The organism is Actinokineospora sp. HUAS TT18, from assembly GCF_051364635.1.
In the GTDB taxonomy this organism is placed as follows: Bacteria; Actinomycetota; Actinomycetes; order Mycobacteriales; family Pseudonocardiaceae; genus Actinokineospora.
In genome coordinates, this window is sequence record NZ_CP195645.1 from 1,396,178 (window position 1) to 1,418,612 (window position 22,435).

Sequence of the window (22,435 nt, forward strand, 5' to 3'; positions counted from 1 at the left end):
CCTTCGAGGAGACCCCATGCCCGCCCAACCGGGTTCTTTGACCCTCTCCCCCACCGGCAGCTTCGAGGAGCTGTCGCAGCTGGCGAAACAGGCGGGCCTGACCGCCCCTCGGCCCGGCTACTACGTGGCGAAGTCGATCGCCACCTTCGCGCTCCTTGCGGGCTGCGAGGTGGCGTTCTTCCTCATCGGCGACTCGTGGTGGCAGCTGCTCACCGCGGCGGCACTGGCGATCGCGCTGGTGCAGACCGGTTTCATGGCCCACGACGTCGGGCACAAGCAGGTGACCACGCACAAGCGGCGGTCGGAGATCCTGGGCATGCTGCACATGAACGTGCTGCTCGGGGTGTCCTACGGGTGGTGGGTGAACCACCACAACCGCCACCACAACAACCCGAACAACCTCGACAAGGACCCGGACACGATCCGCCGCCCGGTGATCTTCGACGTCGACGAGCTGCCCGCCAAGTCCACCACCGCGTTCCGCCGGTTCATCATCCGGTTCCAGTCGGTGATGTTCTTCGTGCTGCTCGGGCACGAGGCGTGGCGGCTGCACATGTCCGGCTTCCGCGCGGCCAAGGCGGGCATCCTGCGCCAGGTCCGGCTGGAGCTGGGCTTGATCTTCCTGCACGCCGCGCTCTACCTGACCGCCGTGTTCCTGGTGCTGTCGCCGGTGACGGCGGTGGTGTTCATCCTGGTCAACAAGGCGGTCTTCGGCGTGTACCTCGGGATGGTGTTCGCGCCGAACCACAAGGGAATGGTGGTCTACCGCGACGACGTCGAGCTGGACTGGCTGCACCGGCAGGTGCTGACCTCCCGCAACATCCGGTCCAGCCGGTTCACCGACTTCGTCTACGGCGGCCTGAACTACCAGGTCGAGCATCACCTGTTCCCCAGCATGCCCAGGGTGAACCTGCGCCGGGTGCGTCCGATGGTCATGGAGTACTGCCGACGCAACGACATCCCGTATGTGGAGGTGTCGGTGTGGCAGTCCTACGCCGAGGTCGCCCGCTTCCTGGCCAAGGTCAGCGACGACGCCCGCCACTGAGCACAGACAGCAAACACCCCCTGCCGCATGCGGCAGGGGGTGTTTGTTATCTGTGCTCAGACCAGTGTGGAGACGATCTCGACCTCGGCGGGCACCAGGTCGGCGGGCAGCCGGTCGCCCAGCCAGGTCCGCAGCTCGCCGCCGTCTAGCGGGCGGCCGTTGCCCGCCGCGGCAACGATGGGGCGCGGGTCGTCGGCGTAGCCGGGGCGGATGGCCTGCACGGAGAACCGGCCGGTGCCCGCGAGCATCTTCGGCTCGGTCACCTGGACGTCGAAACCCTGCTCGGCCAGCAGGTCGCGCACGGTGTCGACCCGGCCCGCGGTGGGCAGGCCCGGCTCGTCGTGGACCTCCATGGTCACCTGCTGCACCAGCGGCCAGTGTGCGGCGTCGATGCCGCGCAGGACATCGAGTTCGGCGCGCTGGACGTCGATCTTGAGCAGGTCGATCACCGGCACGGCGACCTCGTCGATCACCGCGGAGGTCCGGCGCAGCAAGCACTCGCGCGCGTCGTATTCGAAGTCCTTGGCGATGATCGCCTCGACCGCGTCAAGGTGGGTCTCCCGGCCCTGGGGTCCAGCGGCCCGCTCGTGGTCGACATAGGTCTGGATGAGGTGGCGCTCGTTGTCGAACGCGGCGTAGTCGGCGCGGCACGACATGATCGAGATCTCGGGGTAGAAGTTGAAGCGGATCCGCTCGTCCTGTTCGGACAGGCCGATCTCGAACAGGTGGGCCGGGATGCCCCGCCCCTCGACGTTGGTCCGCAACCGGTCGAAGACTTCGGGGACCGGCTCGAAGGCGAACACCCGCGCCGACGGGCAGCGCGCGGTGACGAAGAGGGTGAACATGCCGATGTTGGCCCCGACGTCGAAGACCACCGCGCCCTCGCGCAGGACGACACCGCCCTGCAGATAGGACTCGGCGACGAAGATCTCGTCGTGCAGGAACCGCGTCTCGGTCGGGGAGATCTCGGCCAGCTCGCTCAGCGCGCCGGTCTCGGCGTTGCCGGACGGCCTGCCCCACGGCAACACGCGCGCGGTCAGCCGACCCGTTTCGGATCGGTCGACACGCGCGCGTGCGACGCCGGGAAAGCGCAGAAGGGCGGATTTCACTTGGTCTGTATCAGTCATCGATTCCCGTCCGTTCACAAACAGTCGCGAAGCGGAGAGGGCAGGATTCGAACCTGCGTAGGCGTTGACCCGCCGGCCGAAACCGGCCCCGATAAACCACTCCGGGCACCTCTCCTAGACCAAGCTATTCAGTTGTCACGCGGAGAGGGCAGGATTCGAACCTGCGTAGGCGTTGACCCGCCGGCCGAAACCGGCCCCGATAAACCACTCCGGGCACCTCTCCTAGACCAAGCTATTCAGTTGTCACGCGGAGAGGGCAGGATTCGAACCTGCGTAGGCGTTGACCCGCCGGCCGAAACCGGCCCCGATAAACCACTCCGGGCACCTCTCCTAGACCAAGCTATTCAGTTGTCACGCGGAGAGGGCAGGATTCGAACCTGCGTAGGCGTTGACCCGCCGATCGAAACCGGCCCCGATAAACCACTCCGGGCACCTCTCCTCGGGCTTTTCCGTCCCCTTCCGGGAACCTCCGGCCCGCTTGCAAGGACAACTTTGCCAGGCCGCTCTGACAATTCGCCTGCACATCGCTGACACCTCAAGATCAGATGCTTGTCAGCGCGCCGTCAGAAACCGCTGCCACTGTTGTGCGCGAGTGAAAGGGGTGGCGATGGCCACGGCAGGGATCTCCGCGGACGAGACGGTGCGGGCGGAGCGGGAGCGCACGCTGGCCGACATCGTCGCCACGACATTGGGGCGCGACCAGGTCGACCCGCACGAGGGCTTCTTCGACGCGGGCGGCGACAGTGTCCTCGCGCTCCAAGTCGTCGCCCGTGCGCACGAGGCCGGGCTGGCGCTGACCGTGCGGGACATCTTCGACCTGCAGACCGTGGCCGCGCTGTCCGAGCGGGCCGTCGAGGTGACCGCGCCGACCGGCGACCAGCTGCCGGAGCTGAGCAGGCGCCAGCTCGACGAGTTCGAGGACTTCGACGAGCCCGCCGCGGCCGACAGCGGCGCCGAGTGGGAGACCGCGCCCTGATCACCGCAGGTCAGCGGCCCAGAGCAGAAAATAGGTAACTTCTACCTATCACCCCGCCGCGCACCCGTGCCAGGGTCCACCGTGTGATCAGACAGGCGGCCGAACGGTGCGCGCCGGGGTCGGCCGACCTCTTGCACCCGAACTGGTGGCTGCCCGCGCTCGCCCGCGGCGAGCACGCCGAACCCCGCCCCGGCTGGGTCGGGGCGATCGAACGCGCCGTGTGCCAGGCGGGCGGTGGACCCGTTCCCGCTCAGTGGAAGCAGGCCTTCGCGCTCCCCTTCCGTCCGCTGGTCAACGCCGCGCGTGACCAGGTCATGGCCCGAACCGTCACCTCGGCGGACGTCGATCTCGAAGCGGTCGGGCAGGCGTTCGCCGACTGGCTCGACGGCCATCTCGTCGGCTTGGCGAGCCGGGCGCTGGTCGCCACGCTGAACCGCCACGCCGAACAGGGTCTGCTCACCGGAGCCGACGGCGGCAGGCGGTTCGCGGACTTCGTCAGCCAGGTCGACTCCCCCGCCGGACGAGCGGCGCTGTTCACCGAGTACCCCGTGCTCGCCCGAGTGCTCGCGCAGTCGTGCGCCATGTCGGCCGACGCGTGCGTCGAACTGCTCGGCCACTTCGCCGCGGACCGCGCCCGGATCGTGCGGGACCTGCTCGGCGGGGTCGACCCCGGGCCGGTCACCGGCCTGCGTCCCCGGCTCGGCGACCCGCATCGCCGGGGCCGCGCTGTCGCCGCGCTGGTATTCGCCGACGGCCGCGAGGTGATCTACCGGCCCCGCGATGTAGGCACCCACGTCGCGCTGGGCACGTTCATCACGACCATGAACCGGCACGTGCCCGGCCTGGACCTGCGCGCGCCCGCGGTGGTGGCGGGCCCGGACCACGGGTGGATCGAGCACATCGCCGCCGCGCCACTGGACGACCTCGCCGCCGCGGATCGCTTCTACCGCAGGCAGGGCGCGCTGCTGATGCTGCTGCACCTGCTGCACGCCTCGGACATGCACTACGAGAACGTGATCGCCTGCGGCGACCAGCCGGTGTTGGTGGACGTCGAGACCCTGCTCCACCCCCAGCTCCCCGCGCCCGCCTACGCCGGAGACCCGGCGGCGGCCACGCTGTCCGACTCGGTCTACCGGACGGCGCTGCTGCCGATGATCGCCGTCGGCGAGCACGGCGCGGTCGACATCTCGGGGCTCGGCGGCGACCGCGGCGCGGTGTCGTCGGGCGCGTCGGTCGGCTGGGCGGACGCGGGCACCGACCGGATGCGCCCGGTGCACCGCCCGCCCAGGTTCACCGGCGGGTCCAACCGCCCCCGGTACGCGGGCCGCGAACTCGACCCCGTCGACCACGAGGCCGCGCTGCTCGCCGGTTTTCGCGCCGCCTACGACGCCGTCCTACGCCACCGCGAGGATTACACCGGGCTGCTGCGCGAGTGTGCCGACCTGGAGATCCGGGTGGTGTTCCGGCCGACCCGCGGCTACGCCGCGCTGCTCACCGAGTCGGCCGATCCCGCCATGCTGCGCGACGCCCGCGACCGCGACCGGATGCTCGACGCCCTCGCCGACCAGCCCGAACTCGCCGCCCGCGAACGCACGGACCTGTGGGCCGGTGACGTGCCGATCTTCGCCGCGCGACCGGACTCGACCATCGTCCGCGGCACGGACGGCACCGCGTTGGACGGTCTCATCGATCGGCCTGGTCTGGACTGCGCGCTGGACAAGATCGCCGCGATGGCCGAGGCCGACCGCCGGGACCAGGCGTGGATCGTCTCGGCCACCCTCGCCACCCGCCGCCCGGTGCTCGACCACCACAGTCAGGCCCCGATCGCGGGTCCGCTGCCGGGCACCGCGGCCGATCCCGAGCGGCTGCTCGTGGCCGCGTGCGGTCTGGGCGACCAGCTCGTGGCCGCGAGCCACGCGGGCGGCGGCCGGGTGAACTGGCTCAACCTCGAACTCGTCGACGACCGGCAGTGGCTCGTGCTGCCGATGGGCGCGGGACTGGCCAACGGGTACCTGGGCGTCGCCCTGTTCCTCGCGCAGCTCGCGGACACCAGCGGCATCACCCGCTACCGGGAAGCCGCCAGGGAGGCCATCGGCGCCGTCCCGCACCTGTTCGCCACGATCATGAGCGCCCCTGAGCTCGTGCACGCCATCGGCGGCGGCGGCCAACACGGGCTCGGCGGCATCGCCTACGCCCTGGCCCGCCTGTCGAACCTGCTGGACGACGCCGAGGTCCGCCGGTGGGCGGAGCAGGCGGTCGACCTGGCCGCGCTGACGATCGGGCCCACCGGCCCGCACGGCTGGGACACCGGCACCGCGGGCTGCCTCGCCGCGCTCCTCGCCGCCGACGCCGAACTCGGCGGCGGGCGCTCCCTCCGGGCCGCGGCCGCCGCCGCCGAGGTCGTCGCGAGCCACGTCGAGCAGGCCGAGGACACGCTGGTGCCCGGCTTCGCCGACGGCGCGGCGGGGATGGCGTGGGCGCTGTCGCGGTATGTCGAGGTCGCCGACCCGGCGGCGTCCCGGGTCGCCGCCGCGGCCGTGACCGCGGCGAAGGTGGCGGCGGCGCCCGGCGACCGGGCGTGGCGGCTGGGCTGGTGCTCCGGCGCGGCCGGGATCGCCGTCGGCGCGCTCGCGGGCAACAGCGTCCTGGATCGGACCGGCGGCGACCGGCAACGCCTGCCCGCCACCACGATCCCGCTCGTCGCCGGGACCGGACGGCCGGTGGTGCGGGACCTGAGCCTGTGCCATGGCGAGTTCGGCGTCGCCGAGGCCCTCACCGTGCTGGTCGACGCGGGCACCTGCCCCGTGTCGGTCCTCCGCGCGCGCACCGCCATCCTGCTCGACGCGCTCGACCGCTATGGCCCGCTGAGCGGAACGCCGGGCGGGGTGAGCACGCCCGGCCTGCTCAGCGGCGTCACCGGGATCGGATATGGCCTGCTGCGGCTGGGGTTCGCGGACCGGGTTCCCTCGGTCCTGCTACTCCAGTCCGCGGTGCACAGGGAAGAAATGTCAGTTGATCAAAGGGAGAGAACACATGGGTGACAGCGACCGAAACCTCGGTGAGGAAGCCAGAGCGGGCTACCGGCGGCTGTTGCCCGCGGTGACCTTCGGCGTGCGCGCCGCGGCACTGGCGGGTCTGGTGATCACCGCGGGCGCGGCGTCGGCGGGTGCGCTCGCGGGCGCGTTCGACGACCCGGCCGCCCTGTCGGGCATCTGGCCGACGAGCACCACGTGCTGTCCCGAGGACCCTGAGTAGTCGATCACTCGTTCGGCGCAGGCTAGGGGATGACCCCTAGACCGGATGCGTGATGGTCTCCGGCATCACTCCGGGGCCATCACGCCTATTCGGCCGGCCGTTTGGTGGATAGACCGCGCAACTGGGGCCCGGCTACTGTCACTCCTCGTGGTTAATCGGTCGTCTCGCATCGTGGGTCGTGACGATGAGCTCCAGGCGATCGAGAGCGCGCTCACCGCGGCCCGTGCGGGCCGCGGCGGAGCCCTGTTCCTCGTCGGCGAGAGCGGTATCGGCAAGACCCGACTGGCCGCCGCGGCGGCCGATCTCGGCTTCGGCACGGACATGCGCCTGCTGCGCGGCCGGGGCAGCGCGCTCGGCCCGATGGTGCCCTACCGGTCGCTGACCGAGGCCCTGCTCTCGCTGCTGCGGGCGGGCGGCACCATCGACTTCGACGCACTCGGCCCGTACCGCCCGATCCTGGCGGGGCTCATCCCCGACCTCGGCCCGGCGACGGCCGACCGGGAGACCGGCTCGCTGGTCATCCTGGCCGAGGCGGTGCTGCGGCTGACCGCGCTCGCGGGCGGCGACCGCGGCTGCCTGATGATCCTCGACGACCTGCAGGACGCCGACCTGGAGACGCTGGCCGTCGTCGACTACCTCATCGACAACCTCGCCGACCAGCGCACGGTGCTGCTCGGCACCATCCGCGCCGACCAGGGCCAGGCGCTCAGCCTCGCCAGGGCGGCCAACGCCCGCGGCACGGCCACGATGCTGGAACTGGGCCGCCTCGGCCGCGCGGACCTGCGGCGGATGGCGGGCTCCCGCCTGGGCGTGGCCGCCGACGAGGTGCCCGACCCGGTCGACGGCCTGCTGTGGGCGGGCAGCGGCGGCAACCCGTTCCGCGTCGAGGAGATGCTCAACGGGATGATCGACAGCGGCCTGCTGGCGCGCGGCGCGGACGGCTGGCAGGTCACCGAGTCCGAGCGGCCCAACCCGCCGTCGACGCTGCTGCGCACGGTCGCGGCCCGCGTCGACGCCTTGGAGCCCGCCGCCCGCGAGGTGCTGCTGACCAGCGCGATCCTCGGCCGCCGCTTCCCGCTGGCGGTGCTGCAGGCGGTGACCAGGCTGACCTACCGCGACCTGCTAAGCCACCTGCGCGGCGACCAGGCCGCGCACCTGGTCGCACCGGACGACCAGGTCCCGGACTGGTATGCCTTCCAGCACGCCCTGATCGTCGAAGCCGTGCTGACCTTGCTGTCGCCGGTGGAGCGAGCCGAGTTGTCCGGGCGGGTGGCCGACGCGGTCGAGGCCGTGTATCCGGGACTGCCGGGCGAGTGGTGCCAGTTCTCCGCCGCGCTGAAGCTCGACGCCGGCAGGCCGCTGGAGGCGGGCAGGCTGTGGGCGGTCGCGGGCAAGCGCGCGCTGACACAGGGCGCCGCCCAGTCCGCGGTCGCGCTGCTGGCCAAGGCGTGTGAGCTGCTCGCGCCCGACACCGGCGACCGCGCCGACGCGATGGAGGCCCAGCTCTACGCGCTGGCCGAGGTGGGTGGGGTCGACCGCGCGCTGGCGATGGTCGACATGCTCGAAGAGGCCGGGGGCCTCGACCCGCGCCGACGCGCGCGGCTGAACACCCGCCTGGCCTGGGTGGCGGTGCACGCCGGCCGCGCCGACGCCGGGCTGCGCCTGGTCGCCGCCGCGCGCTCGCTGCTGGGCCCGGCCGCCGCGCCGGTCGACACCGCGCCGATCGACGTCGTCGCCGCGCACCTTGAACTCGACGTGCCCGGTCCCGACCAGCTCGGCAAAGCCGAGGATATGGCGCGTCGGGCCGCGGTCGTCGCCGAGTCCACCGACCTGCCCGCGGTCGCCTGCCAGGCGTGGCAGCTGCTCGGCGCCCTGACCCGCCAGCGCGACCCCGCCGAGGCAACCGCGCTGCTGGAACGCAGCCGGGCCATCGCCGTCGAACGCAACCTGCCGATCTGGGAGGTGCACGCCCTGGTCCGGCTCGGCCACGACGACGCGCTGCGCGACGGCGCCATCGACCGGCTGGAGATGGCCCGCGACCAGGCTTCCCGGATCGGCGCGGTGACCGCCCGCTACCAGGCCGAGGTCAACATCGCCATGCAGCTGGTCCTGCGCGGCGACTTCGCCGAGGCCGACCGCCTGACCGCGCAGGTGCTCGCGGCCACCACGCGGCTCAAGCTGGTCGAGACGACCCAGTACATGTTCCTGCACCGGACCGTGCTCAACGGCCACCGCGGCCGCCGCGCCGAAATGGACGCCGAACTCGCCGAACTGCGCCGCTGGGGTGGCGACAACGCCCAGCACGCCCCGCGCATCCACGGCCTGGCGGGCACGTTCTGCGCGCTGATGGAGGAGGACCACGACCGCGCCCGCGCCGAGTGCGCGGCGGCACTGCGCGCCGAGAAGCAGAACCCGACGACGTTCCACTTCGCAGGCCGCTACGGCGTGGACCTGTTGCTGCGAGCCATCTCCGGCGACCTCGACCGCGCCGAGTTCGACGTCGTCACCTCGGCTCCGGCCAGCAGACTGCGCTGGGACCGGATGTTCGCCGAGTACGCCAAGTCCGTCCTATTGGGACAATCTGGCCATGCCGACGAGGCCGCCGAGGCGGTCGCCAAGGCCATGGCCTTGGGCGCGCCGTACGCGATGGCCCGCCACCTCGGCCTGCGCCTGGTCGCCCCCGCCGCCCTGGAAGCGGGCTGGGGCACTCCCCTGGACTGGCTGCGTGTGGCCGAGGAACACTTCCACCGCACCGAAGCCGCCACCGTCGCGGGCGCCTGCCGCGCACTGCTGCGCAAGGGCGGCGCTGTCGTCGGCCAGCGCCGCGAGGGCACCGACGAGGTGCCCCAGGTGCTGCGCACGGCCGGAGTGACCGTCCGCGAGTTCGAGGTCCTGCGCCTGCTGGTCAACCGGCTCGGCAACCGCGAGATCGCCGACCAGCTGCACCTGTCGCCGCGCACGGTGGAGAAGCACGTCTCCAGCCTGATCGCCAAGACCGGCGAACCGAACCGCGTCGCGCTGAGCAGGTACGGATCGACCACCGTACCCCTGTGACGGACACATCTCACCGCGCCGTGTCGCGCGCGCTGCCCGGGGCGAAGCGCAGTCTTTGACCTTCGTGGATGTCGCTCACCCATTCCCACCCGGGCTCGGGTGAGGAGATCCGCTGGTCGTCGGGGACTTCGCCGTCGCGCAGGGCGTGGAGGTACGCGCGGTCCTGATTGATCCGTGCGCGCACCTGATCAGCTCTGCCGACGGATCCATGGCCCGGGATCACGATGTCGACCTTGTCCGCGACGTCTTCGAACAGTCGCAGGCCGACTAGGTAATCCTCGATCGGGTCGTTGGTGCCGGTCGCGTCGTCGAGCATTGGGACGAACAGGTCGGAGAGCATGTCGCCCGCGACGAGGACCCTGCGTCCTTCGATCAGCAGTGCAGCGTGGCCTGGGGAGTGCGCCGGGTGCTCGATGACGCGGATTTCGGGACCCTCCCAGGGAATCCGGGTGGCTCCGACGGGAAGCCCTGTGATGCGGCCGAACAGGTCCAGCGGTGTCTCCTCGGCGATCTCCGGCGGCAATCCCTCGGCGACGCGGGACTTCCAGTCGGCGTTAGCCAGCAGGTCTCGCATGGCGGCAGCACAGCGGGCGGTGCCGTACCGGGGCGCTTCACCGAGTTCGGGATGCCAGAGCACGTGGTCCCAATCCGGGTGCGTCGAGAAACCCGCCACGACGGGCAGGCCCGACTCCCGAAGATCGTTGGCCAGGCAGGCCATTTCGTCGCCCGTGATCCCGGCGTCCACCAGCAGCACCCCTGCCGGGCCTAGCACGACAGCGGTGTTGTTCCGAAGCAACTCGCTCTGGTGGACCAGCACACCTTCAGCAACCTGCGTCAACATGGAAGTCTCCTTCTCAGCCGAGAGCCATGGCGGCAACCGCGAGCGTGCAGGTGCCGATGCCTGTTCGCTGCCTCGCGCCGATCCGCTCGCCGAGCACGCCCGCCGCGAGCAGCACCGTGACCGCCGGGTAGAGCGAGGCGAGGACTCCGGCGACGCCGAGGCTCGTCACTCCGGTGGCGACCATGAACGCGAGGGTGCCCAGGGCGCCGAGCACACCGGAGGCGCTCCCCCACCCGACGACACCCGCGCGCGGCCGCCACGGTTGTCCGAGGCTCGTGGCGGCGGCGATGGTCAGGATCGCGCCGACCGCCTGGTTGGCGGCGAGCGGCAGCAGGCCCGCGTCGGCGGAGACCTGGGCGAGTGCGATGAAGAGGACCCCGAAGCCCAGGCCCGCGACGGCGCCGTCGAGCAGCGCTTCCCGCGTGCGCGCCGGGCGGTCCGACGTCGTCTCGCGGGAGACCAGCCAGATCCCCGGAAGCGCGGCGAGCACGCCGATCCAGACCAGCCAGCCAGGCCGCTCGCCGAGTGCCACGCCGACCAGCACGGGCAGGACCGCGGCGCCGACCGCCGAGATCGGCGCCACCAGACCCATCCGGCCGCGGGCCAGCCCGCGGAACAGGAAGATGCTGCCGGTCGCCGAGCCGACGCCCGCCAGCAGCGCCCAGGCGAAGTCCGGTGGGGCCGGGCTCCCCGGCAACAGCAGGCCCGCCGCGAGCATGACGAGCGCGCCACCGGTCTGCCCGACCAGGACGACCTGCCAAGACGAGTGCCTGCGCGAGCCGACCCCGCCGATGAAGTCCGCCGCGCCGTACGCGAGGGCCGACGCGAGTGCCAGGAGGATTCCGAGGTTCATGCGTCGAGCTTGCGACCGAAGCGGTCCGGCCGGTAGGTCCACTGGCGGACCTGCGGAGCAGACCATTTGGTGTACTGGTGGCATGGCGGTGGACTGGGCACGCGGCGGACCCGACCTGCTGGTGGCGCTGGACCGCGGCGCCGGACCGCTCGGCATCCAGCTCCAGGACCAGCTGCGGACGGCGATCCGCGACCGACGGCTCGGCGCGGGTGAACGCCTGCCGTCCACCCGGCGCCTGGCCGACCTGCTCGGCGTGTCCCGAAGCACGGTCGTCGACGCCTACGAGCAGTTGCTGGCCGAGGGGTACGTCGAGTCCACGGTCGGTTCTGGGACACGGGTCGCGGCGATCCCGGGCGGGCTCACCCTGCGAGCGCCCGGCGTGGCCTCCTCGCCGTCCCGGCCGATCGTGGCCGACTTCGAGTACGGCATCCCCGATCTCGGCTCGGCACCCCTGACCGACTGGAGCTGGGCGGTGTCGGAGGCGACGCGAGCCCTCCCGACCGCGGAACTGGGCGACGCGGACCCGGCCGGTTCGCCGCACCTGCGGGAGGTCGTGACCGCCTACCACCGCCGCGTCCGGTCGGGGTGCGCGGTCGCCGAGGACGCCGTCGTCGTCTCGGGCTTCCGGCAGGGGCTGGCCTTCACCCTCGCGACACTGGCACAGCACGGCATCCGACGCATCGCGCTGGAGGACCCCGGCCCCCGCGAGCACGACCTCATCGCCCGCCGCGCCTGCCTGGACCCCGTGCCGGTCCCCGTCGACGACGGCGGTCTCGACGTGGACCGCCTGCACGCGAGCGGGGCACGGGCGGTGCTGCTGACACCGGCCCACCAGTGTCCGACCGGGGTCGCGCTCGGCCCGACCCGGCGACGAGACCTCATCGCCTGGGCGGACGAGGTGGACGGGGTGATCCTCGAGGACGACTACGACGCCGAGTTCCGCTACGACCGGCAGCCGGTGGGCTCGCTGCAGGGCCTGAACCCCGGAAGGGTGATCGCGCTGGGGTCGGTCAGCAAGACGCTCACGCCCGCGATGCGGCTGGGTTGGGTGCTCGCGCCGCCGCGGTTCGTGCCGGGGATCGTCGAGGAGCAGCGGCTCAGCTCCCGCGGCACCCCCGCGCTGGACCAGGAAGCGTTGGCGCTGCTCATGGAATCGGGTCGCTACGACCGCCACCTGCGGCGCATGCGGGAGATCTACCGCGCACGCCGGGATGTGCTGGCGGTCGAGGTCGAACACGCCTTTGGGCCGGGCCGGTTGCACGGACTGGCGGCCGGCTGCCACGCCCTGCTCCGCTTGCCCGACGGGACATCCGAGCACACCGTCGTGACCACCGCGGCGGCCATGGGCGTGCGCGTCAACGGACTCGCGCACTACCGGTTCCCGGGAATGGAGACCGAGCCTCGCCCACCCGCGCTCGTACTCGGCTTCGGCAACGTCAGCGAGTCCCAGATCCGCGAGGGGATCCGCACTCTCGCAAGGTCAGCGGGTCATGGCGGCTCGGATCGCGCGTAGCACCCGGCGCACATGGGATCGGCGGCGTGCCCGGGCAGCGCGCCGACACCGGCTCCGGCCAACGCGACCGTCTCCAGCACCACGGACTCCACAGCGGAACAGGATCGAGACCTACCCGGGAGTCGAACCCGGTATCGGCGGCGTTGCAGGCCGCCCCACGACCGTCGTGACGTAGGCCGTAGCTCCCCTGCCAGGACTCGAACCTGGTCCTCCCGGGTAACAGCCGGGCGTGCAACCTGTTGCACCTCAAGGGATTAAGTGTTCCTGTGCGCGGGCCACAGGGACGTGGGCCGCCAGGGACTCGAACCCTGGACCCGTCGCTTAAGAGGCGACTGCTCTGACCAACTGAGCTAGCGACCCGTGGAGCAGGGTGGCTCCCGGTCCAGGGTTCGAACCTGGGCTGACGGATCCAAAGGCCGTCGTGCTGCCGATTACACCAACCGGGATGGTGTGGTGCTCGTGCCCTCAGCGGGAGTCGAACCCGCACTGGCCGCGTTCTGAGCGCGGTGCCTCTTCCGTTGGGCTACAAGGGCGTTCCCGGGACTCGAACCCGGTGGGATTCGCGGAGGCGCGGTGCCTTCGCCATTGGGCTGTCTGGCTAGTTTGGCTGCCCTACCAGGACTCGAACCTGGGACCTCCCCGTTCGTAGCGGGGCGCTCTGTCCACCTGAGCTATAGGGCATTGCGTGCGGTCGGGGTCCGCCAAGTTCACGACGAACGCCGACGCGCCGCGGGCACCCTTGTCCGCGGCGCTGTGGTGGAGGGTGGAGTCGAACCACCAGTGCCGCGCGGGCGCCCGGGTTACAGCCGGGTTGGGCTCCTCAGCCCGTCTCCACCAGGTGGCCCGGTGTCGCCATCGCGGCACCGGACCGGGGGCTCGCCCGCCATACAAGGCGGGCGAGTAGCTATGTCTGTTCCGCTGTGGAGTTGTCAAAAGAACACGCGCGCCATCGAAAATGGGCGTGGAAAAGCATCGGCGGGAGGTGTCGAACCCCCGGGTCGCGGTTTTGGAGACCGCGCCGCTCCCGGAGCTCGCCGACTCGGATTCACGCACTAATTCGGGTGCGCGAAATAGCGAGAGCCGCCCTGATCGGTTTCCCGATGGGCGGCTCCCTGTCATGACGAAGTCACGTCACGGTGGGGAGCCTGACCTGCGAAGCAGGCGCTGGCCGAGATTCGACGACCACGAGCAGGCGTCGGCGACCGTCGCGTCATAGCGACGCTCAGCTCCCCGCTTCCACATGCTCGTCATTGCCACTCCCTCGTCGGTGTTGATTACCATCATGCCCGCGATAACGGCGCCGGTCAATTGTTTATCGCGTCACGAATTCCATGGACCCACGATGGCCTGCTCCTGCCGCTGAAGAATCTCCCCCAGCGGGAGACCGTCGGCGTTGCTGAGCATGACACCGACCCAGTCGGTGTCCGGGTAGATGCTCCAGCCGGCGGCGATTCCCGGGTTGGCGCCCGCGCGGTCGTACACCCACTGGCCGCCGGTGATGTGGACCGGCAGGTGGTACGCGCCGAACGACGTGGTGACCGACGACGCCAACCCGCCTGGGGCAGGCCCGAGAGGTGTCCTGGGCGCGGTGAGGACATCGGCGTAGGGCCGCTCCAGCAGGGTGCCGTCACGCAGCGCGTGCGCGAACCGGACCAGGTCCGGCGCGGTGGTGAAGCCGCCGTCCCCTGGGGGATCGATGAAGTCGCGGCCCGGGTTCTTGCCGGGAGTCCACGGGTCCGGGCTGCTGAGATCCAGGTTGCGGACCGCGTCCACCAGGCTGCCGTCTGCCAGCCGCATGTACGGGTGCGCGATGTGCTCGTCGGTGAGCCACCGCGGCCTGGTGTAGAACGCCGAGCCGGTCATCCCGGCGCGCCTGAAGATGTTCTCCTCGACGTAGTCCCAGTACGTCATGCCTGACACGGCCTCGACGATCATCGCGGGGATGGCGACCTCGGCGCCCGCGTGGTCGGTGGGCGTGCCGGGGGCGGCCACCTGCCTCGCCCGTCGGGCCCACGCCTCGCAGTACGCGCGCACCTCCTCCCGGCTCTGGAAGACGCGTTGCACGTCCACCTCCGGGTTGTCCAGCCCGGAGGCGCCGGACAGCAGGTGGTGGACAGTCACCTGCTCGGCGATTTCCTTGGCGAAGCCCGTCAGGTAGGTGCCCACCGTGTCCGAGAGCAGCACCTTGCCCTGTTGCACGAGTTGCAGGATGGCCACCGCGCCGAACGGCTTGCCCGCCGAGCTGAGGTTGAACGCGGTGCCTTCGTGATTGCGGACGCCCCTCTCCTTGTCCGCCATGCCGTAGGCGCGGGACAGCACGGTCCGGCCACGATGGGACAGCAGGATCACGCCGGAGAAACCGCCCTGGGCGGCCAACTCCGCCACATACCGGTCGAAGACCCCGCCAGGCCGGGTATCCGGCGGGATCCGGCCCTTCCCCGGCTCCGCGTGGCCGAGTCGAGTGCCCGCCAGCGGCGCCGCCGCGGCCGTCAGTCCGCCCCACGCGAGCAGCCGCCGCCTGCCGATACCGCGCACCGAGCCCATGGTCACGACCCTTTCCTGATCGACGCACCAGTCATGCCTCCACTGAAGACGCACGGCTGTTGCCGTGGCGTATCCGGTTTCCGATACGCCCGCGATACGCGCTAGGCCATCTGGTGTAGAGCTACGCTGGCCCCGTGATCAGAAAGCGGCACCTTGACGACCGCGTTCGGGTGCTCGAGGCGGTAACGGACGTAACCCTGACGTTCATGGACCTCGACGACGTCCTGGCGAAGCTGCTGGACCAGGTCCTCGACCTGTTCCAGGTGAACACCGCCGCGGTGCTGCTGCTCGACCCCGAGTCGGGTGAACTGGTGGCGCAGGCGGCCGCAGGGATCGAGGAGGAGGTCTGGCAGGGCGTCCGGGTGCCGGTCGGGATGGGTTTCGCGGGCCGGGTCGCCGCCGCGCGGGAGCCGGTCGTGCTGGACCGGATCGACGCGACCACTGTGGTCAATCCGCTGTTGTGGATGAAGAAGGTCAAGGTCCTGCTCGGCGTGCCGATGATGATCGGCGACGACGTCATCGGTGTGCTGCACGTGGGGTCGTTCACCTCGCGCCAGTTCTCCGACGACGACGCCGAACTGTTGGGGATCGTGGCCGACCGGCTGGCGCTGGCGGTACGCCTGCAACTGTCCAACGCGGACCGCGCGGCGGTGGCCGCGCTGCAGCGGGGCCTGCTGCCCGGCCGCCTGCCGCAGGTCGCCGGGCTGGAGTTCGCCGCCCGCTACGTCCCCGGCTCCGGCACCGGGTTCGGCGGCGACTGGTACGACGTGTTCCACCTGCCCGGCGGGCGCTTGGGCGTGGTGATCGGCGACGTCGCGGGCAGCGGACTCGGCGCGTCGGTCGTCATGGGCAGGCTGCGCAGCGCACTGCGCGCCTACGCCCTGGAGTGCGAGCGGCCCGAGCAGGTGCTGGGCAAGCTGGACCGCAAGGCGAGCCACTTCGAGCACGACGCGATGGCCACCGTCGCCTACATGATCGTCGAGCCGAGCCTGCGGCGCGCCACCATCAGCGTCGCCGGGCATCCCCCGCCGCTATTGGTCGACGCCGACGGTTCGGCTGGGTTCGTGCCGGTCGAGCCCGACCCGCCGATCGGGTTCGGCCTGGCCATCACCGGCCGCCGCGCCCATACCTTCGACCTGACCGGGTCCGTGGTCGTCCTCTACACCGACGGCCTCGTCGAACGCCGTGACGAACCGATCGAGGACCGCATGGCGCAACTCAGACAGGCCGCCACCATCGACACCGCCAACGCGGTCTGCTCCCAGCTCATGGCCACCATGGTCGGCTCCAAGCCCGCCGACGACATCGCCCTGCTCGTCCTCCGCCACAGCGAAGCGGTTCAACCACCGGAGTGACTCAGCCGTCCACCAGCAGACCGCGCAACGGGCCCTGCAGCCTGCCCGCCCGGCGGGACACACCGGGCAGCAGGGTGAGGCGGTGGGTTCGCGTCAGGTCTCGGGTCTCCCGGTCGGCTTGTTCGGTGGCTGTCGGTCGCCACAGGTGATCGATCACGTCGACCGGGTCGGCGGCGAGGTCGCGCTCGGGGCGCTGGAGGTGTTCGGACCACAGGCGCAGCCGGGTCGCCCGGATCAGGTCCGCGTCGTCGGTGGCGATGTTGACCTCGGTGTCGTTGAAGAGCGAGTGCTCGTTGAGGTTGGCCGAGCCGATGGTCATCCACTCGTCGTCGACGATGGCGAGTTTGGCGTGGACGTACACCGGGGCGGACTGCTCGCCGTCGTGGGCGGTGAGTGTGGTGGCCAGCAGCCGGTGGTTCCCGTCGTCGGCGTCGAGGAGTCTGCCGAGTTGGCCCCGTGTGGTGTCCGCGCCGTTGCTCGGCTTGCGGGGCAGCAGGAGCACGACGCGGAAGCGGTCGTCCGGCGGGTCGCACAGCTTGGCCAACAGCACCTCGGCGATCTCCGGTGACCAGAGGAACTGGTTCTCCAGGTAGACGAATCGGCGCGCGGAGCGCAGCGCCCGCAGGTAGCCGTCGAGGACGGTGAAGTCGCCGCGCGGGGCGAAGTCGTAGGTCTTGTCCGGGATCGTCCGCAGCAGCTGGGCCGTGCTGGTCCCGGCCGGGCAGCTGCGGTTGGGCGCGGGCAGGTCCTCCCCCGCCACCTCGGTCCAGCGCCGCCGGAAGTGTTCGGCGACGTCGGCCACGACCGGGCCTTCCACCCGCACGGCCAGGTCGTGCCAGCCGATCGGGCGGTCCGCCGGGTGCTCGCTGCTGTCGTGCCGGTCCCCTTGCAGCGCGGTGAAGTCCAGGCCGCCGACGAACGCCGTCGAGTCGTCCACGACGATGATTTTCTCGTGGTGGCAATGCAATGTGCGTTCCCGCGCGTCGAGCACGCACCGAACCGCTGTGCCGCGGGTGAACCCCTCGTGCACCTCGCGCACCTGCTTGCGGGTCGGCTCGAACATGGGCATCGGTGGGCCCGCCCAGAGCAGGAGGCGGACGTCGACCCGTTCGGCGGCCGAGGCGAGCAACCCGCCGAGTGTGCTCGCACCGGGCGTGCGGGTCAGCCGAAAGTCGGGGCTCGCGTGCCAGTTGGCGATGTGCACGTGCGACCTCGCCTGCTCGATCGCGGCCTGCATCCCGGCCAGGGCCTCCTCGCCGTCGATCAACACTTCGATCCGATTGCCCGACCGGACCGGCGCCCGCTCGCTGAACCTGCCCCGAGCGCCCGCGGCGAACACCTCCGACCAGCCGAGCCGCCGCAGCCGCCGCTGGTGGTGGGCGCACAACAGGTGCTCCACGCCGTCACCCAGCCGCTCGTCCACTTTGTCGATCAGCTTTCGCAGGAGACTCACTCCTCCATCCCACTACAGATCCCCGGAGATCGCTCTGTTCGACGAGGCCCAGTTGACCTGCGAGTTTGCGCCGGTCGTGGCGTGGGTAGGTCTTTGTTCGCAGGGTGGCGGGAGGGCAGGTGCGGCGGTGCGCGACAAGAAGGGCAGGCTGATCGCGGGCCGCTACCGGCTCGAACACCCGATCGGCCGAGGCGCGATGGGCACGGTCTGGCGGGCGATCGACGAGCGCCTTCGCCGGGCCGTGGCGGTCAAGCGGCTGCGGGCGCGGCCGGGTTCGAGCGAGGCGGAGCAGGAACGCGACCGCAGGCGGGCGCTCAGGGAAGCTCAAGTAGCGGGCCGATTACAGCACCACCCGCACGCGGTGACGGTCTTCGACGCGGTCTACGAGGACGACGGGCCCGCGCTGGTCATGGAGTACCTGCCCTCCCAGACGCTGGCGCAGGTGCTCGACGAGCAGGGACCGCTCGAACCGGGACGCGTGGCGGCGGTGGGCGCGGCGGTGGCCTCCGCGCTGGCCGCGGCGCACGAGTTGGGGATCGTGCACCGCGACGTCAAGCCTGCCAACATCCTGCTCGGCGCCGAGGACACCAAGATCACCGACTTCGGCGTCGCCCGCGCGCCCGGGGACGTGACGGTCACCGCGGCCGGGATGCTGACCGGAACACCCAACTACCTCGCCCCGGAGACCGCACGCGGCCAGATCCCCACCAAGCCGTCGGACGTGTTCTCACTGGGCGCCACGCTCTACGCCGCCGTCGAGGGAACGCCACCGTTCGGTTCGGCGGACAACGCCATCGCTCAGCTTCACCGAGTCGCCGAAGGCCACGTCAATCCCCCGCGCCAGGCAGGCCCACTGACCGCGCTGCTCATGCGGATGCTCAACGACGACCCAGCCGAACGCCCCACCATGGCCGAGGTGGCGACCAGTCTTGCCGCCATCGCCGAGACCACCCAGGACGCCGTCACCGAGCGGGTCATCCCGGTCGAAGCCCCCGCGCGAACCCGCTTGGACCTGCGACCCCTGGCGACCATCGCCGACGTACCCGCGGTCGTCGCACCACCACCGCCCGTCGTCCGCCGGTCGCCGCGCGCCGTCCGCCGCTCGACCGCGCGCCGCGCCGTCGCGCGCCGGTCGTACACACCCGTCGCTATCGGCGTGCTGGTGGTCGTGTTGCTCACGCTCCTGCTGATCACGCTCAACAACGACCCCGGCACCACCCCACAGCAGCCCGCCGGAACGTCCGCGCCCCCACCCGCCCCCGACCCGGCCGTGTTCCAGAAGGCCGTCGTGGACTACTACACCGCACTCCCGGAGGACACCGACCGCGCGTGGGCGCTACTCGGCCCCGACCTGCGCAACCAGGACCGCAAGAAGTACGAGAAGCACTGGGACGGCATCAAGGACCTGGCCCTCACCGGACCGCCCGAGGTCAACGGCACGACGGTGACCGCCCGGATCGAGTACCCCGCCAAAGGCGGCCGCGTCCAGGAGACCCACCAGCTCACCCTGCTGCTCGACAACGGCGTCGCGCTGATCAATGTCGACCAACTGCTCGACTCCCGCACGGTCAAAGGCCGCTAGGCCGAGATGGGTTCGATCGACGTGCCCCGGAGCGTCGAGGGCCACCCAGGATGGCGTGGAGGCCGAACCTCACTCGGTCGGCAGCTCGCGCAGGGTGCGGATAGGCGACAGATAGATCCAAAGGAATGACGTCGCAGCCCCGGCGCCCGCGATCCACAGGGTGTTTCGGGCGCCGATGGCGTCGGCCAGGGCGCCGCCGATCAGGTTGCCGAGGGGCATCGTGCCCGCGATCAGCACGCGGGCCGAGGCGTTGACCCGGCCGAGCAGGTGGGTCGGGGTGCTGGCCTGGCGGAAGCTGAGCACGGTGACGTTGTAGATGATCCCGCCGAACGCGGTCGTGAACAGCACGGCCGCCAGCAGCGCCAGCCGCCAGTCGCGCTGGACGAGTGGCATCAGGAGGACGGGGATGCCCAGCGTTCCCGCCGCCGCGCACAGGACGGGTCCCTGGCCGAGCCGTCGGGTCAGCTTGGCCACCAGCAGGCCGCCGATGACCCCGCCGACGCCCGCGGCGCTGAACAGCAGGCCCATGGTCGACGGGGGGACGCTGAGGTCGCGGGCGAGCAGGATGATGAGGGTGACGCCGCTGACGCTGGCGAAGAGGTTCAGGCTGGCCGAGCAGCCCATGATCACCCGCAGCAGCCTGTGCCCGAGCAGGAACCGGATGCCCTCGCCGATCTCGGAGATCAGTGTCCCCTTCACCGCCCGTGCGGCGCGGGGCTCGCGGTTGTCCATCAGGACGACGCAGATCGCCGACCACAGGTAGCCGAACGCCGCCGCGAACAGCGCGAACGGTGCTGTCACGAGCTGGATGAGCCCACCGCCGAGGCTGGGTCCCGCGGTGCTGGAGACGCCGTGCATCGTCTGCAGTGCCGCGTTCCCCTCGACCAGGCGCGCCTTCGGCACCAGCTGCGGCAGGTAGCTCGTGTACGCGACGTCGAAGAACACCGACGACGTGCCCACCAGCAGGGCCACGACGTAGAGCTGACCCATGGTCAGCACGTCCAGGGCCCACGCGGCGGGGACCGACGACAGCAGCATCGCCCGGGACAGGTCGCAGAAGATCATGACCGCGCCGCGCCGCATCCGGTCGACCCACGCGCCCGCGAGCAGGCCGACGACCAGCAGCGGAAAGGTCGAGCAGGCCGCCAGCAGCCCGACCTCGAACGTCGAGGCGCCGAGTGCGATCAGCCCGGTGAGCGGCAGCGCCAGCAGCACGACCTGCGACCCGAACTGGCTCAGCGCGTCGCCGAGGAACAGCTGCCGGTAGTCCCGGTTCGACACCACCAGGTGGCGGTCCCGAGTGGCCGTCCCCGCCGTCATCGCGGGCCCATCAGCGTCGCGCGGAGTAGTTCGGTGCCTCGACGGTGATGGCGATGTCGTGCGGGTGGCTTTCCTTGAGGCCCGCCGCGGTGATCCGCATCAGCTGGGCGCCCTTGAGGTCATCGACCGTGGCGGCGCCGACGAAGCCCATCCCGGCGCGGAGCCCGCCGACCAGCTGGTGGAGCACGTCGGCCAGCGGTCCGCGGAAGGGGGTGCGGCCCTCGATGCCCTGGGGGACGAGCTGGTTCTCGGCGAGGACGTCGTCCTGGAAGTAGCGGTCCTTGGAGTACGACTTGGCCTCGCCGCGGCCACGCATCGCGGCGAGCGATCCCATGCCCCGGTACACCTTGTACTGCTTTCCGTTGACCAGGACCAGTTCGCCGGTCGACTCGGCCGACCCGGCCAGCAGGCTGCCCAGCATGACCGAACTGGCGCCCGCGGCGATCGCCTTGGCGATGTCGCCGGAGTGCTGGATGCCGCCGTCGGCGATGACCGGCACGCCCGCGGGACCGCAAGCCTGCTCCGCTTCGTAGATCGCGGTGATCTGCGGCACGCCGACGCCCGCGACGACCCGCGTCGTGCAGATCGAGCCGGGGCCGACACCCACCTTGACGCCGTCGGCGCCCACGTCCACCAGCGCCTGGGCGCCCGCGCGGGTGGCGACGTTGCCGCCGACGACGTCGACGGAGTCGCCGAGGTCCTTCTTCAGCCTGGCCACGGTGTCGAGCACGTTGCTCTGGTGCCCGTGCGCGGTGTCGACCATGATCACGTCGACCCCGGCGTCGGCGAGCGCCCGCCCCCGGTCGTAACCGTCGTCGCCTACGCCCACGGCCGCGGCGACGAGAAGTCGGCCGGACCCGTCGCGGACCGCGAGGGGGTAGGCGTCGGCCTTCACGAAGTCCTTGACGGTCATCAGGCCGACGAGCCTGCCGTCGGCGTCGACCAGCGGCAGCTTCTCGATCTTGTTGGCGCGCAGGACGTCCAGCGCGTCCCGCTGGCTGACCCCCGCCGGTGCGGTGACCAGCGTCTCCTTCGTCATGACCTCGGCGACCCTGCGCGTGGTGTCGCGTTCGAACCGCATGTCGCGGTTGGTGATGATGCCGATGAGCCTGCGGTCGGCGTCGACCACGGGCACACCAGAGATCCGGAACCGCGCGCAGAGGGCTTCGACGTCGGCGAGGGTGGCCTCCGGTCCGCAGGTCACCGGGTCGGACACCATCCCGGCCTCGGAGCGCTTCACCGTCTCGACCTGGCTTGCCTGGTCCTCGATCGAGAGGTTGCGGTGCAGGACCCCGATGCCGCCCAGGCGGGCCATCGCGATGGCCATGCGGGCCTCGGTGACGGTGTCCATCGCCGCCGACGCGATCGGGATGCGGAGGCTGACGTTGCGTGAGAGGCGAGTGGCGGTGTCGACCCCGCTCGGGATCACGTCGGACTCGGCCGGGACGAGCAGCACGTCGTCGAACGTGAGCCCCAGGGCGGGCGCGGCGTCGTGGGCACCGAATTCACTCTTCACG

15 protein-coding genes and 11 tRNA genes are annotated in these 22,435 nt (G+C 71.2%); 8 read left to right on the forward strand and 18 right to left on the reverse strand.

The features are described 5' to 3' along the window. Nucleotides 1–16 precede the first annotated feature (16 nt). Nucleotides 17–1,045, forward strand: a complete 1,029-nt coding sequence (locus ACSHT8_RS06150; RefSeq protein ID WP_436498554.1) for a fatty acid desaturase family protein — start codon at nucleotides 17–19, stop codon at nucleotides 1,043–1,045. 56 nt (nucleotides 1,046–1,101) lie between these two features. On the opposite strand, the gene ACSHT8_RS06155 is transcribed toward ACSHT8_RS06150, so the two are convergent. The 5 genes from ACSHT8_RS06155 to ACSHT8_RS06175 form a co-directional block, all read right to left on the reverse strand. Then, on the reverse strand, nucleotides 1,102–2,154 hold the full coding sequence (locus tag ACSHT8_RS06155; protein ID WP_436498556.1) for an FkbM family methyltransferase: 1,053 nt from the start codon (nucleotides 2,152–2,154) through the stop codon (nucleotides 1,102–1,104). Nucleotides 2,155–2,204: 50 nt separating this feature from the next. After that, nucleotides 2,205–2,287: transfer RNA gene (locus ACSHT8_RS06160), tRNA-OTHER, on the reverse strand. A gap of 25 nt (nucleotides 2,288–2,312) precedes the next feature. After that, nucleotides 2,313–2,395 (reverse strand) — tRNA-OTHER (locus ACSHT8_RS06165). A gap of 25 nt (nucleotides 2,396–2,420) precedes the next feature. Then, a tRNA-OTHER gene (locus ACSHT8_RS06170) sits at nucleotides 2,421–2,503 on the reverse strand. 25 nt (nucleotides 2,504–2,528) lie between these two features. Further along, a tRNA-OTHER gene (locus tag ACSHT8_RS06175) sits at nucleotides 2,529–2,611 on the reverse strand. Nucleotides 2,612–2,779: 168 nt separating this feature from the next. Between ACSHT8_RS06175 and ACSHT8_RS06180 the strand changes: the two genes are divergently transcribed. The 4 genes from ACSHT8_RS06180 to ACSHT8_RS06195 all read left to right on the forward strand — a co-directional run bounded on the left by ACSHT8_RS06180 (nucleotide 2,780) and on the right by ACSHT8_RS06195 (nucleotide 9,457). After that, nucleotides 2,780–3,148 carry a phosphopantetheine-binding protein gene (locus ACSHT8_RS06180; RefSeq protein WP_436498558.1) on the forward strand — a complete coding sequence of 123 codons (369 nt, stop codon included), beginning with the start codon at nucleotides 2,780–2,782 and terminating at the stop codon, nucleotides 3,146–3,148. Between the two features lie 83 nt (nucleotides 3,149–3,231). Next, nucleotides 3,232–6,189 carry a type 2 lanthipeptide synthetase LanM family protein gene (locus ACSHT8_RS06185; RefSeq protein WP_436498560.1) on the forward strand — a complete coding sequence of 986 codons (2,958 nt, stop codon included), beginning with the start codon at nucleotides 3,232–3,234 and terminating at the stop codon, nucleotides 6,187–6,189. Further along, nucleotides 6,182–6,403 carry a hypothetical protein gene (locus ACSHT8_RS06190; protein ID WP_436498562.1) on the forward strand — a complete coding sequence of 74 codons (222 nt, stop codon included), beginning with the start codon at nucleotides 6,182–6,184 and terminating at the stop codon, nucleotides 6,401–6,403. The genes ACSHT8_RS06185 and ACSHT8_RS06190 overlap by 8 nt, the downstream gene beginning before the upstream one ends. 171 nt (nucleotides 6,404–6,574) lie before the next feature. Continuing rightward, entirely contained in the window at nucleotides 6,575–9,457 is a 2,883-nt protein-coding gene (locus tag ACSHT8_RS06195) for an AAA family ATPase (RefSeq protein WP_436498564.1), read from the forward strand. A 10-nt stretch (nucleotides 9,458–9,467) separates the two neighbouring features. Here ACSHT8_RS06195 and ACSHT8_RS06200 read toward each other — a convergent pair whose 3' ends face one another. After that, a complete protein-coding gene (locus ACSHT8_RS06200) occupies nucleotides 9,468–10,298 on the reverse strand; it encodes an MBL fold metallo-hydrolase (protein ID WP_436502001.1) in 831 nt (276 codons plus the stop codon). A gap of 13 nt (nucleotides 10,299–10,311) precedes the next feature. Continuing rightward, nucleotides 10,312–11,151: an EamA family transporter gene (locus tag ACSHT8_RS06205; protein WP_436498566.1), complete on the reverse strand. Its 840-nt coding sequence runs from the start codon at nucleotides 11,149–11,151 to the stop codon at nucleotides 10,312–10,314. Nucleotides 11,152–11,233: 82 nt separating this feature from the next. Between ACSHT8_RS06205 and ACSHT8_RS06210 the strand changes: the two genes are divergently transcribed. Further along, nucleotides 11,234–12,664, forward strand: a complete 1,431-nt coding sequence (locus ACSHT8_RS06210; RefSeq protein ID WP_436498568.1) for a PLP-dependent aminotransferase family protein — start codon at nucleotides 11,234–11,236, stop codon at nucleotides 12,662–12,664. 182 nt (nucleotides 12,665–12,846) lie between these two features. Here ACSHT8_RS06210 and ACSHT8_RS06215 read toward each other — a convergent pair. The 8 genes from ACSHT8_RS06215 to ACSHT8_RS06250 form a co-directional block, all read right to left on the reverse strand. Beyond that, nucleotides 12,847–12,918: transfer RNA gene (locus ACSHT8_RS06215), tRNA-Asn, on the reverse strand. Nucleotides 12,919–12,950: 32 nt separating this feature from the next. Continuing rightward, nucleotides 12,951–13,024: transfer RNA gene (locus ACSHT8_RS06220), tRNA-Lys, on the reverse strand. Nucleotides 13,025–13,035: 11 nt separating this feature from the next. Beyond that, nucleotides 13,036–13,110 (reverse strand) — tRNA-Gln (locus ACSHT8_RS06225). A 14-nt stretch (nucleotides 13,111–13,124) separates the two neighbouring features. Next, nucleotides 13,125–13,197: transfer RNA gene (locus tag ACSHT8_RS06230), tRNA-Leu, on the reverse strand. A gap of 71 nt (nucleotides 13,198–13,268) precedes the next feature. Further along, nucleotides 13,269–13,345, reverse strand: a tRNA-Arg gene (locus tag ACSHT8_RS06235). 73 nt (nucleotides 13,346–13,418) lie between these two features. Then, nucleotides 13,419–13,500: transfer RNA gene (locus tag ACSHT8_RS06240), tRNA-Tyr, on the reverse strand. Nucleotides 13,501–13,634: 134 nt separating this feature from the next. After that, nucleotides 13,635–13,703, reverse strand: a tRNA-Trp gene (locus ACSHT8_RS06245). Between the two features lie 281 nt (nucleotides 13,704–13,984). Then, entirely contained in the window at nucleotides 13,985–15,208 is a 1,224-nt protein-coding gene (locus ACSHT8_RS06250; RefSeq protein ID WP_436502002.1) for a serine hydrolase domain-containing protein, read from the reverse strand. A 134-nt stretch (nucleotides 15,209–15,342) separates the two neighbouring features. On the opposite strand from ACSHT8_RS06250, the gene ACSHT8_RS06255 reads away from it, so the two are divergent. After that, complete coding sequence (locus ACSHT8_RS06255) at nucleotides 15,343–16,563, forward strand: PP2C family protein-serine/threonine phosphatase (protein WP_436498570.1); 1,221 nt, start codon at nucleotides 15,343–15,345, stop codon at nucleotides 16,561–16,563. Nucleotide 16,564: 1 nt separating this feature from the next. On the opposite strand, the gene ACSHT8_RS06260 is transcribed toward ACSHT8_RS06255, so the two are convergent. Further along, complete coding sequence (locus ACSHT8_RS06260; protein WP_436498572.1) at nucleotides 16,565–18,016, reverse strand: phospholipase D-like domain-containing protein; 1,452 nt, start codon at nucleotides 18,014–18,016, stop codon at nucleotides 16,565–16,567. 127 nt (nucleotides 18,017–18,143) lie between these two features. Between ACSHT8_RS06260 and ACSHT8_RS06265 the strand changes: the two genes are divergently transcribed. Further along, on the forward strand, nucleotides 18,144–19,598 hold the full coding sequence (locus ACSHT8_RS06265) for a serine/threonine-protein kinase (protein ID WP_436498574.1): 1,455 nt from the start codon (nucleotides 18,144–18,146) through the stop codon (nucleotides 19,596–19,598). Between the two features lie 69 nt (nucleotides 19,599–19,667). On the opposite strand, the gene ACSHT8_RS06270 is transcribed toward ACSHT8_RS06265, so the two are convergent. After that, nucleotides 19,668–20,918 (reverse strand): MFS transporter, encoded by a 1,251-nt coding sequence (locus ACSHT8_RS06270; protein ID WP_436498576.1) that lies wholly within the window; start codon nucleotides 20,916–20,918, stop codon nucleotides 19,668–19,670. 10 nt (nucleotides 20,919–20,928) lie between these two features. Next, on the reverse strand, nucleotides 20,929–22,434 hold the full coding sequence (gene guaB / locus ACSHT8_RS06275) for an IMP dehydrogenase (protein WP_436498578.1): 1,506 nt from the start codon (nucleotides 22,432–22,434) through the stop codon (nucleotides 20,929–20,931). Between the last annotated feature and the right edge of the window lies 1 nt (nucleotide 22,435).